This window comes from Rhodopseudomonas sp. RCAM05734, from assembly GCF_052658035.1.
Map to the genome: position 1 here is coordinate 316,843 of NZ_CP199742.1, position 9,312 is coordinate 326,154.

Below are 9,312 nucleotides of genomic sequence, written 5' to 3' on the forward strand. Positions count from 1 at the left end.
CAGCCGGACATGACAAATCTCGATGACCGCAGGTCTTCCGCCGCGACGGCGCCGATCACAGAAGCACAAGCGCATATGGCAGGTGACGCGAATGACGTCGTCGAAGCTATCATCGCGGCTTTGCGTACCGTGCATGACCCCGAAATTCCCGTGAATATCTACGATCTCGGGCTGATCTACCGGATCACGCCCGACCATCGGGGAGCTGTCGAAATCGACATGACGCTCACCGCGCCGGGCTGTCCGGTTGCCGGCGAGATGATGAATTGGGTACGGACCGCCGTAAGCGACGTCGATGGAATCGATACCGTGACGGTCAATCTGGTGTTCGATCCGCCGTGGGACAAATCGAAGATGTCCGAAGACGTTCAGCTCGAGCTCGGCCTGCTCTAGCCGGGTTAGAGGCTTCGAAACAAATGGGCGCAACGTCGCTTTGGTCCGCCGAAACCAGCCCCTCTGCCTCGTGGGCGCCATGCCCGGCCCCGCTTTTCAATTGGCACTCAATCTGCATGAGCGAGCGGTGACACAATGGCAGAGGGCGACCATAAATGACGATTGCAGAGGGCTTTTTCGTCGATTGGGACGGCAATACACGTTCAACAAGCGATCCCGGCGGAGGCTATCTCTGCGAGGCCGATCCAGTCGCGCGTTATGTGGCCATCACCACCAAGGGCGGCACATTGGTTCACGAGGCTACCTACTACAAGAGCATCGCCGACATCGAGAAGGCAGGCATCAAGGCGCCACTGGTGTCCGGTACGCACCCGTGGGGTCGAAAAGCCGAGGGATTCTAGAGTACGACGTAACGGAGCGAGCCGCGGATGCTGCCAACCACCATTCTGATCGACGAGGCGCCGCGCTGCGTGGTGCGCCCCACCGACACCAAGGATCTCATTCGCTTCATCCGTAACGGCAAGACCTACCTGCTCGCTGACAATCCGGATGGCAGGATCAGTCACCGCATGGCCGACCATGCCGAAGCGGTGCGGTGGCATAACGCGCTGGCGCTACACAAGGCCTGGGGCGGCGCAGAGGAGGATTTTTCGGAACCCCGGTCTGAGCCTCCCTGTCAGGGGCGCACTGTTCCCGCGTCGTGGGGATTGCCGGCCTGGTTTCGCATCCAGTCGGCGAGCTTGGTCAGCGCCGCATCGAGCTCCTGGCGCGCGCCGTCATCCGAAATCGTTTCCGCCATCGCGCCACGCATGCAAAGGAGCCACGCATCGCGTTCCGCATTGCCGATCGAAAACCCCATGTGACGCTGCCGAAGGCGCGGATGGCCCTTCTCCGGAGAATATAATTTCGGTCCGCCGGTCCATTCGCTCAGGTACCGCTTGAGAACGCTTCCGACCAGCCCCAGATCCGGCGCATGCATGGCGCGAATGACCCTGGCCTCGGGCAGCGTATCCATTCGATGGTAAAACGCCTCCACGAGCCGGTCGATGACCACCGCGCCGCCGATCCGCTCGAACATCGAAACTTCCACCACCGCGTCGGACATTCCTGCTCTCCTGATCACTCATCCATGCTCGGCAACAGCAGCACTTCCGCCGGCGCCCCCCGGCCCGCGCTGCTCGACGAATTCCAGCGCGCGACAGGCCGCCACCACTTTCGATCAGCACGACGGCCTCATTTGGCAATCTCGACAGCGCATCCATCAGTTGGGACACGGTCATGAAAGCTGCGACCCCGCATCATCGAAGGTCATGGCAACCGGCTCCTCGTCCAGCATCACGATCTCCACCCGCCGTAACCGGCCGCTACCGTGATATTCGTAGCGGTGCGACAGTTCAACCTCTCCGTAGACCAGCTTGTCGAAGCCGCTGAGCATTCCGGCACGATCGAACCAGGCACGAATGAACGTATTGCGGTTCGAGAGCGCTTCCGGCTCAATCGCGTTGACTAGGTTGAACGGCAGCTTGACGCCGCTGTAGGTCAGGAAGAACCGACATTCCTGCTGGTTCTCGTCTCCCATCATCCGTCTTCCAGATTCCGATTGCATCGCGCCAGCGCTCACCCCTGTTAACCTGGTTGAATCGTGATTTCCATGGTGTCGTCGCCGTCGTCGAACGGATTGGGTTGTCCCCCTCCTCCAGGTCGATGCCGCACAGGCAGACGTCGCCATCGATGACGGCGAGCGCGATCGGCTCAAGGCTGCGATCCTTGCAGGGGCCGCTAATGCACAGCCCGGTGTCGATCTCGAACATCGAACCGTGCCGTCCGCATTTCAGGAAAGTCCTGTCCCGCGTAAAGAACTCACCTTCACCGAAATTGAGCCAGATGCCCTGGTGTGGACAGGAATTGACATAGCCGATGTAGTCATCCGCATGCGTCCGAATGACCAGGACCGCGAATGGTCGGCTCTCTCCTGATTCATCGACGCGAAACAGACTGAAGGCTTTCGCACTGCTGCGCTCTATGGCCTCGGCCGCGCAAATCACGAAGACTTTCGATGTTCCTATCGCTCCCCTGGCAGCTCCACGGCAAACCATCGCCACACCTGCCCCTGTCGCAAAAATGACATCGCTGTTGGACCCACGCCAACAGCGTCCCCGATGGCCCTCCCGCCAGGCCTCGATACGCCGGAAACGACGGCCTGTTTCCAGACCGCCTTTCCCTCATAACCAGAGCAGCAATCGCTATGCTGCCGTGGGTGCATACTCGGTCTTGAATGCGCCGAGCTCGTCTGCCGTCAGCCGAAATACGCCACGGCCTCCGGAGAGCGCCTGGTATGCGTTGCCTGCCTTTTCGCTCAGGATGTTGAACCATTCCTGCGGAGTCAGCGACTTCGGTCGTTCGCTGATCTCCACCACCGAAGCGTCTGGCGCGAATCGCAAATGGATCAGAACTTTCTGCGGCTCCATCATGTTCTCCTTTCTAGACGCCGGAGCCGAAGCCCAGCAGTTCAATGGTAATGTTCTCGGTGCCCAGCACCTTGCATTGGCAGGCAAGGCGCGACTTGGAGCCAATGCCAACGATGGTGTCGAGCCGTTCGTTTTCCTCGCGGGCGATCTTGGACAAGCCCTTGCGACCTTCCTGCACGTAGATGTGGCAAGAGCCACATTTCGCCTGTCCCTCGCATTTGTGCAGAATGCCCATCTCCGCTCCGAGCAGCGCCGCGAGCAGGGTCGTTCCCTCTGCCACATCGATGGTTTTCCCCGACGGCAGCACAGTCAATGTCGTCATGTTTCATTCCTCCTGTTGTTGAACAATCGCGTTCAAGGTCCTAGTAGATTGCCGCGCCCGCCCCGTCATTGATCGACGCCTCCTTCATCGTCTCGACGATAAAGGAAATCTGATCCTCGGTGAGATGGGTGTGGAAAGGCAGCGCGACCGCCCGATCCGCCACTTTCTCGGTGACGAAATACTCACCGCGGCGATGGCCACGCTCGAAATAGTACCGCTGAAGATGCAGAGGATTGCAGTAGGCAGCGGCCTCCACCTGCTCAAGCCCCAGATCCTCCACGATGGAGTCGCGACTTGAACGGGTGAAGCGGGTCCCAAGATGCACCACGTAGAGAAACCAGTTCACCTCGGTGACGTCGGGAGCGATGTAAGGCGGTTTGATGCCCTCGAACGACTGTACATACTTGTAGTAGAGATGCTCTATCAGCCGCCGCCGCTCCAGGATTTCATCCAGTCGCTGCAGCTGGGCCAGCCCTAGGGCCGCCGCGATATTGCTGATGGCCGCCTGATAGGGAGGCGTCGAGCTGACCACCACAGATGCCCGCTCGTCCCTTCGATGGGAACGCAGCCGTCGCAGCGTCACCGCGATATCGACGTCATCCGTCACCACCATTCCACCCTCGCCGCAGGTCAGCGCGGACGGTTGGGAGAAGTCGAACACTGCGACATCGCCGAAGCTGCCAACCAGTTCCCCCTTGTACCGTGAACCGATCGCCTCGGTGGAATCTTCGATCAGCAGCACGCCATGCTTGACCGCAATCGCGCGCAATTCCGTCCATGCAGCAGGATGCCCGTTGGTGTTGCTGACAACGATAGCCCGCGTGTTGGCCGTGACGCGAGCCTCGACCTTGTCCGGCGCCAAAGTGCCCGCCCAATAATCGACATCGGCGAATGCCGGCGTCGCACCAGCGATCGCGATCGCATGCATGGTCTCCCGGAACGAATAGGACGACGCGATCACCTCCTGGCCCGCGCCGATTCCGTGGGCCTTCAGCGCGAGCAGGAGGCCGATGGTGCCCGAGGGAACAGCAATGGCATAGCGGCGGCCGAGATAGGACGCAAAGGCCTGTTCAAACTCTTCCACGAGCGGACCGCTCGACAGCCGTGCCGACCGCATGACCCGGTCCACCGCTTCGATTTCGGCCATTGTGATATCGGGATCCGACAATGCAATGAGCCCCTGCCCGGCATCATCGTCGGCGACGTCGCCCTGATCCACATCCAGCATAATGGCGAGTTCAGTCATGACGTCGCATTCCTCTGAGCCAGTACGATGCCCGTGGCGCGTTCCGGATCGGCCGTGATCCCGACACAATGATCGCTGCGATCGAGCAGATGAATTTCAAACCGCGAATAGCTGCGGAATGGCGTCTCCGTCACATCCGACGCGTCGCATCTGGTCCACGACAAATGCGGAAACCGGCTGCGCAACTGCGCGAAGAGGCGCTGGTCGGCGTCCGGCGCCGACAGCAGGCCTTCGATCTCCTTCAAGTCGTCCGGGTTCAGGGCCATTTATCCAACTCGCTATTCTATGTTCACAAATGCCAAAACAGACGGCATCACTGCCAAAACGTCCGTGCCGGATCGACATTCAGTCTCTCCAATGCCGACGGCAGTCGTTGATGCGTGGAGTCGAGCTGCCAGCGGTCATGCGCATGATCCTTCCGGAACAGCTCCCATTGCCCTCCGTCGGGGTCATGCAGCAGCAGCGCGACGTCGACCATGCCGCCGTCCTTGTCGATGTTCCGCGAGCAGCACGGACTTTCTATCCGATAGCCACCGATCGTCGTTACGACTTGCGGCGTGACATATCGATATCGCTTGCGGGTCTGCAGGCTCCGCTCGATCCGCTTGCGATCTAAATCGTTCGGATGAGCGAACGGCCGCGTAATGTTCCGGCTCAGCACAGCAGATTGCATGATGTCTGATCCTTCTAGAGGGGATGAATCTCTTCTTCGAGGCAGCCGACGACGAGGTGGTCGCCGAACTCAACCAGATAGACCGGGACATTCTCTTCGGCATGCGTCCCGACTTGAACGATTTCACCGACATTGCCCACCGTCACCAGCAAGGCTTCAATCGCAGCGTCAGGAAAGCTGCCATCATTGTGTAGGTCGACCAGCGCCTTGACGCGCTGGCCCCATTGAAATCGCGGAACTCGAGGTTCGATCATGATGCGACAGCCTCCGGCAGCGGAAGATCGGCCATCTCGTCGCGCGCGTGCACTGGATCGAGCTCCTTACGCTTCATTCCGACACGGTTGCCGCTCTCAAGAAACTCGACGCCGTAAATGTAAAACTGCTGAAGGAAGGTTCCGATGCTGACGACGTAACCCTCCTCGCCTTTCTTCGCGAGGACGTCGCCGATTTCCTTGCCGGCATATGTGCCATCGTTACGGATGGTACGCTTGGCCCTTACCTTTTCGCCGTAGCTGAAGACCGGTGGGGCGGAAATCTCCACCACATCGCTGTCGCGGACGATATTACTCATGCCGGATACCTCCCGATCGCGCGCCGGTCAGGCGGGATAGCGCCAATTCCTGCACAAAACTGTCACTGTCTTGTGCCAGATCGCTGATCTCATCGACGGCGATTCTGCTCGCCACCTCGTAGCGGACGCGCCAGTCCGGATCGTAACGCAGCCGGGACAGCAACTCTGGGGTCAACCGCTGCGCGATCTCCAACCGCACCAACGCATCCTGGTCGCTCGCCATACGTAGCAGCCAGTCCGGCGGGATCCGGCGCGCCACGACACGGCGAACTTCCGGCTCGGCGTCGCCGATCAAGGCGCCGAGAAGCGGTGGCGCAATGCGCCGCGCAATCACCAGCCGGACATAATAATCCGGATCGTTCATCATTGGCATCAGTTCGGCATCGTCGAGCACAGATGCAATGCGAATCCGGACCTCGCGGTGGACGTCGTCGCGCAACCGCAAGACCAGTCGTTTGGGCAGCCGCCGTGCCGCGTTCCAGCGCACCGTTTCCTCGGTGTCGTCGAGCAACGGCGGCAGCAGGAAGACGCTGGCGTGCTTGGCTGCGATTGCACGCACCTCGAAATGGGGATGTTTCACATAGGAATTTGCGAGATCCGGATTCCAATTGAAGAAGCGGTCGATGCGCCGGGCATAGCGATCATGGACGCAAGCGTGCCGGAGGCGGCAGAGTTGCACATCCTTCAATGCCTGATGGGGGCAAGAGCCACAATCGACCTCATTGCCTTGCCAGTCGCGGGCTTCGTCGATGTCATCCATCGTCGTCGAGCCCCATTCGGTCGAGGACTTCGAGCAAGACCCTGGCGCCCACCTTGTCGCTCGGATCGAGCTCGAGCAACTTCATGACGGCGGCGCGCCCCTCATCCAGTTTGCCTAGCCGCATCTGCAGGTAGGCGTATCCCTTGAGGGAAAACAGGTAGAACCGGGGCAGGATGTTCGCATAGCAGCCGAATGCGGCATCGGCTGCGGCGACGTCGTGCCAGTCCGGCGCCAGCCCGCTTTCATTCGCCGCTTTCACCAGGCATTGCTTGGCGATTGCCAGCGCGTCAGCCAAGCGCCCCTTGTAGAAGTAGAAGCGATAGAGGCCGATCAGTACAGCGGCATGAGCCGGTGCTAGCATCTGGGCTTCCCGCAGGTGCTGTTCGGCGACATCGTCGAGGTGATAGGAGAGGCTGGCTTCGCACAGATGGAACTCAGCCTCCGGCGGAAGCCCGCTGCCGAGCAACGCATCGGCCAGCACCGCCTCCATGGCGGATCGCGGCTCGTTTCGCTCCACAGCTCCCATCATCCGACGGCTCCCGTCTAGTGGCTCGCGCAGGAAACCTGCTTCGGATCCTTGAACACCAGCCCCGTCTGCGACGGGGTGTCGGAGAAATCGATGGTCACGCCGTAGAGCAGGATGCGGCTCTCCGGCGGCAGGAACAGTTTGACGCCATCGCGCTCGACCACCGCCTCGCCTTGTGCCGGCTCGCGGCGCACGCTGATATCGGCGGCAAGACCGGAGCAGCCGCCCGGGCTGACGGCGAGCCGGAACCCGCTGTTGGCGTCGCCGTCGGCACGGATCATCATGCGGATGAACTTTGTTGCGGCGGGAGTCATGGTGAAATTCATCGGACGGGTCCTATGCTGGTGGCTGATAGCGCGGGAGAGACGTGTCGATTACGCAGGTATTGTCGACCGGGCAGACCGCCGTGCATTGCGGCGTATCGAAATGCCCGATGCACTCGGTGCATTTCTTGGGGTTGATCACGAAGGTTCCGTTTTTCTCCGAGATGGCCACATTGGGGCACTCCGGTTCGCACGCCGAACAACTCGTGCATTGCGAGGCTACGATCTTCAGCGTCATCGATTGCTCCTGGTGTCGGTTGTCGTGGCTTCAGGCGGCTGAGATCAGGGCGCCCTGACGAATTTCGGCATCGCCGCGTACGACGTGCTCGATCTCGCCGCTCTTGACCTTGTCGAGGTAGGACTTGAACCAGGCGATCGCCGATTTCTCGATGAACTCGTGGGCGAACTGATCGACAGGCTCAATGCCGGCGGCCTGCAAATCCGCCTTGGGGCAACCGCCTATCTTGGCCACGAATACCGCGTGACAATCGTTGATGGCGCGGATCACCGTCTCAAGGCTCTCCTCATCGCCAAACCCACCCTGGCAATACAGATCGACGCGACGGTGGCCGACAAATTTCGCACCGGCGGTCGACAGTTCGTAGACCTGGAATTCCTTGGCATGGCCAAAATGCTCGTTGATCAGGCCCGAGCCCTTGGTGGCAACCGAGACCAGCAACTTGATGTCGCTCATCTCGCCGACAAGTGTCTCCAGCTCTTCCTGCTTGGCTGCCACTTTGGCAACGCGCTCGTCTTCCACCTTGGCCTGGTAGGCCTTGCGGCTGTCGAGGTCGTAGTTGACCTCCATGGCCATGATCTTGTCGGTGGTGAACTCCGCGCTGCGATCTTCGCCCAGCAGTCCGACGGCATCGGCGCGGCACTGCCGGCAATGCCGCATCATGTTCATCTCGCCCTCGCAGGAATCCTGCAGCGCCTTCAGCTCCTGCGCCGTGGGTCCGCGCTGGCCGGTCAGGCCAAATACGGTGCCGTGCTCGGGCGCGGAAATCAGCGGCATGATGTTGTGCAGGAAGGCTCCGCGGGACTTAACCGCTCGGTTGACTTCGACCAGATGCTTGTCGTTCACCCCCGGAATCATCACGGAGTTGACCTTGCACAGGATGCCGCGCTCGGTGAGCATTTCGAGACCCAGCAACTGGCGATCGGTCAACAGCTTGGCGGCCTCAAAGCCCGTGTAGCGCTTATGCTTCCAGAATACCCACGGATAGATCTTGGCCCCGATCTCGGGGTCGACCATATTGATGGTGATGGTAACGTGATCGACGTTGAAGCCGGCAATGGTGTCGACGTGATCTGGCAGCGCCAGGCCGTTGGTGGAGAGGCAGAGCTTGATGTCCGGCGCGGTCTTGGCGATGAGTTCGAAAGTCTTGAAGGTCTTTTCGGGATTGGCGAGTGGATCGCCCGGGCCGGCGATGCCGAGCACGGTCATCTGCGGGATCGTGGAGGCGACCGCCAGAACTTTCTTCGCCGCCTGTTCCGGGGTCAGCTTCTCGCTGACCACGCCGGGACGCGATTCATTGGCGCAGTCGTACTTGCGATTACAGTAGTTGCACTGGATGTTGCAGGCCGGTGCTACCGCCACGTGCATACGCGCATAGTGATGATGGGCTTCTTCACTATAGCAGGGGTGGTTCTTCACCTTTTCCCAGATCTCGGTCGGCAGATCGCCCTGCCCCGCGGCGGAGCCGCAACTCGCCTTGCCGCTACCGCCCGTCGTTCCGCAACCCTTTTGGTCAGCGACGACCTGCATGACCTTTTCAATGTTCGCAATATTGCCGGCTGCGGTACCTTCGTGCGGTGCTGACGTTTGCATGGTCGTTCCTCGTGCTGGCCAATCCAGAATTGGGAAGATCTCGATAGGAGAGATTAGCAACTCGCGTGCCACCGCGGACGGCCCCGCATTTTTTCGCTTTTTCAATGAGTTAGAAATTTTCTTGGGGCTGTCGCTTTGCCAACACCGCCAAGCGACATGATCTCGTTGATGTTAGAAACGTTACAGACAGCGTTCGCGC

The 9,312-nt window shown here is 60.3% G+C and carries 16 protein-coding genes and 1 pseudogene; 2 read left to right on the forward strand and 15 right to left on the reverse strand.

The window, feature by feature from the left end; translation table 11 throughout:
• Positions 1–9 precede the first annotated feature (9 nt).
• Positions 10–393 carry an iron-sulfur cluster assembly protein gene (locus ACUXVA_RS01595; RefSeq protein ID WP_413776443.1) on the forward strand — a complete coding sequence of 128 codons (384 nt, stop codon included), beginning with the start codon at positions 10–12 and terminating at the stop codon, positions 391–393.
• Between the two features lie 155 nt (positions 394–548).
• Positions 549–794 carry a hypothetical protein gene (locus ACUXVA_RS01600; RefSeq protein WP_265081850.1) on the forward strand — a complete coding sequence of 82 codons (246 nt, stop codon included), beginning with the start codon at positions 549–551 and terminating at the stop codon, positions 792–794.
• A gap of 275 nt (positions 795–1,069) precedes the next feature.
• Here the strand turns inward: ACUXVA_RS01600 and ACUXVA_RS01605 are convergent, their stop codons facing one another.
• The 15 genes and pseudogenes from ACUXVA_RS01605 to nifB form a co-directional block, all read right to left on the reverse strand.
• The gene (locus ACUXVA_RS01605; RefSeq protein WP_445490528.1) at positions 1,070–1,498 is read right to left on the reverse strand and encodes a group II truncated hemoglobin; all 429 of its coding nucleotides are present in this window, start codon (positions 1,496–1,498) and stop codon (positions 1,070–1,072) included.
• Positions 1,499–1,669: 171 nt separating this feature from the next.
• On the reverse strand, positions 1,670–1,972 hold the full coding sequence (locus ACUXVA_RS01610) for a DUF6156 family protein (protein WP_413776493.1): 303 nt from the start codon (positions 1,970–1,972) through the stop codon (positions 1,670–1,672).
• Positions 1,973–2,019: 47 nt separating this feature from the next.
• Positions 2,020–2,489 (reverse strand): annotated as a pseudogene (locus tag ACUXVA_RS01615) (Rieske (2Fe-2S) protein).
• Positions 2,490–2,636: 147 nt separating this feature from the next.
• Positions 2,637–2,861: a hypothetical protein gene (locus ACUXVA_RS01620; RefSeq protein ID WP_265081847.1), complete on the reverse strand. Its 225-nt coding sequence runs from the start codon at positions 2,859–2,861 to the stop codon at positions 2,637–2,639.
• Between the two features lie 13 nt (positions 2,862–2,874).
• The gene (locus ACUXVA_RS01625) at positions 2,875–3,183 is read right to left on the reverse strand and encodes a 2Fe-2S iron-sulfur cluster-binding protein (protein WP_265081846.1); all 309 of its coding nucleotides are present in this window, start codon (positions 3,181–3,183) and stop codon (positions 2,875–2,877) included.
• Between the two features lie 40 nt (positions 3,184–3,223).
• Positions 3,224–4,429, reverse strand: a complete 1,206-nt coding sequence (locus ACUXVA_RS01630) for a DegT/DnrJ/EryC1/StrS family aminotransferase (RefSeq protein ID WP_445490531.1) — start codon at positions 4,427–4,429, stop codon at positions 3,224–3,226.
• Positions 4,426–4,695, reverse strand: a complete 270-nt coding sequence (locus ACUXVA_RS01635) for a hypothetical protein (protein WP_265081844.1) — start codon at positions 4,693–4,695, stop codon at positions 4,426–4,428. The genes ACUXVA_RS01630 and ACUXVA_RS01635 overlap by 4 nt, the downstream gene beginning before the upstream one ends.
• 47 nt (positions 4,696–4,742) lie before the next feature.
• Positions 4,743–5,102: a DUF3024 domain-containing protein gene (locus ACUXVA_RS01640; RefSeq protein ID WP_265081843.1), complete on the reverse strand. Its 360-nt coding sequence runs from the start codon at positions 5,100–5,102 to the stop codon at positions 4,743–4,745.
• Positions 5,103–5,116: 14 nt separating this feature from the next.
• Positions 5,117–5,356, reverse strand: a complete 240-nt coding sequence (locus tag ACUXVA_RS01645; protein ID WP_265081842.1) for a nitrogen fixation protein NifZ — start codon at positions 5,354–5,356, stop codon at positions 5,117–5,119.
• Positions 5,353–5,673, reverse strand: a complete 321-nt coding sequence (locus ACUXVA_RS01650) for a nitrogen fixation protein NifZ (protein WP_265081841.1) — start codon at positions 5,671–5,673, stop codon at positions 5,353–5,355. Before ACUXVA_RS01650 ends, ACUXVA_RS01645 begins: the two co-directional genes overlap by 4 nt.
• The gene (locus ACUXVA_RS01655; protein ID WP_445490534.1) at positions 5,666–6,433 is read right to left on the reverse strand and encodes a 4Fe4S-binding leucine-rich repeat protein; all 768 of its coding nucleotides are present in this window, start codon (positions 6,431–6,433) and stop codon (positions 5,666–5,668) included. The genes ACUXVA_RS01650 and ACUXVA_RS01655 overlap by 8 nt, the downstream gene beginning before the upstream one ends.
• A complete protein-coding gene (locus ACUXVA_RS01660; RefSeq protein WP_265081840.1) occupies positions 6,426–6,923 on the reverse strand; it encodes a hypothetical protein in 498 nt (165 codons plus the stop codon). The genes ACUXVA_RS01655 and ACUXVA_RS01660 overlap by 8 nt, the downstream gene beginning before the upstream one ends.
• A gap of 53 nt (positions 6,924–6,976) precedes the next feature.
• On the reverse strand, positions 6,977–7,285 hold the full coding sequence (locus ACUXVA_RS01665) for a HesB/IscA family protein (protein WP_265081839.1): 309 nt from the start codon (positions 7,283–7,285) through the stop codon (positions 6,977–6,979).
• A 10-nt stretch (positions 7,286–7,295) separates the two neighbouring features.
• On the reverse strand, positions 7,296–7,520 hold the full coding sequence (locus ACUXVA_RS01670; RefSeq protein WP_265081838.1) for a 4Fe-4S binding protein: 225 nt from the start codon (positions 7,518–7,520) through the stop codon (positions 7,296–7,298).
• Positions 7,521–7,550: 30 nt separating this feature from the next.
• The gene (gene nifB / locus ACUXVA_RS01675) at positions 7,551–9,113 is read right to left on the reverse strand and encodes a nitrogenase cofactor biosynthesis protein NifB (protein ID WP_265081837.1); all 1,563 of its coding nucleotides are present in this window, start codon (positions 9,111–9,113) and stop codon (positions 7,551–7,553) included.
• Positions 9,114–9,312 lie beyond the last annotated feature (199 nt).

Coding starts and splice junctions, on each gene's coding strand:
- ACUXVA_RS01595 (WP_413776443.1), top strand. CDS start 10: ATGACAAATCTCGATGACCGCAGGTCTTCCGCCGCGACGGCGCCGATC.
- ACUXVA_RS01600 (WP_265081850.1), top strand. CDS start 549: ATGACGATTGCAGAGGGCTTTTTCGTCGATTGGGACGGCAATACACGT.
- ACUXVA_RS01605 (WP_445490528.1), bottom strand. CDS start 1,498: ATGTCCGACGCGGTGGTGGAAGTTTCGATGTTCGAGCGGATCGGCGGC.
- ACUXVA_RS01610 (WP_413776493.1), bottom strand. CDS start 1,972: ATGGGAGACGAGAACCAGCAGGAATGTCGGTTCTTCCTGACCTACAGC.
- ACUXVA_RS01620 (WP_265081847.1), bottom strand. CDS start 2,861: ATGGAGCCGCAGAAAGTTCTGATCCATTTGCGATTCGCGCCAGACGCT.
- ACUXVA_RS01625 (WP_265081846.1), bottom strand. CDS start 3,183: ATGACGACATTGACTGTGCTGCCGTCGGGGAAAACCATCGATGTGGCA.
- ACUXVA_RS01630 (WP_445490531.1), bottom strand. CDS start 4,429: ATGACTGAACTCGCCATTATGCTGGATGTGGATCAGGGCGACGTCGCC.
- ACUXVA_RS01635 (WP_265081844.1), bottom strand. CDS start 4,695: ATGGCCCTGAACCCGGACGACTTGAAGGAGATCGAAGGCCTGCTGTCG.
- ACUXVA_RS01640 (WP_265081843.1), bottom strand. CDS start 5,102: ATGCAATCTGCTGTGCTGAGCCGGAACATTACGCGGCCGTTCGCTCAT.
- ACUXVA_RS01645 (WP_265081842.1), bottom strand. CDS start 5,356: ATGATCGAACCTCGAGTTCCGCGATTTCAATGGGGCCAGCGCGTCAAG.
- ACUXVA_RS01650 (WP_265081841.1), bottom strand. CDS start 5,673: ATGAGTAATATCGTCCGCGACAGCGATGTGGTGGAGATTTCCGCCCCA.
- ACUXVA_RS01655 (WP_445490534.1), bottom strand. CDS start 6,433: ATGGATGACATCGACGAAGCCCGCGACTGGCAAGGCAATGAGGTCGAT.
- ACUXVA_RS01660 (WP_265081840.1), bottom strand. CDS start 6,923: ATGGAGGCGGTGCTGGCCGATGCGTTGCTCGGCAGCGGGCTTCCGCCG.
- ACUXVA_RS01665 (WP_265081839.1), bottom strand. CDS start 7,285: ATGAATTTCACCATGACTCCCGCCGCAACAAAGTTCATCCGCATGATG.
- ACUXVA_RS01670 (WP_265081838.1), bottom strand. CDS start 7,520: ATGACGCTGAAGATCGTAGCCTCGCAATGCACGAGTTGTTCGGCGTGC.
- nifB (WP_265081837.1), bottom strand. CDS start 9,113: ATGCAAACGTCAGCACCGCACGAAGGTACCGCAGCCGGCAATATTGCG.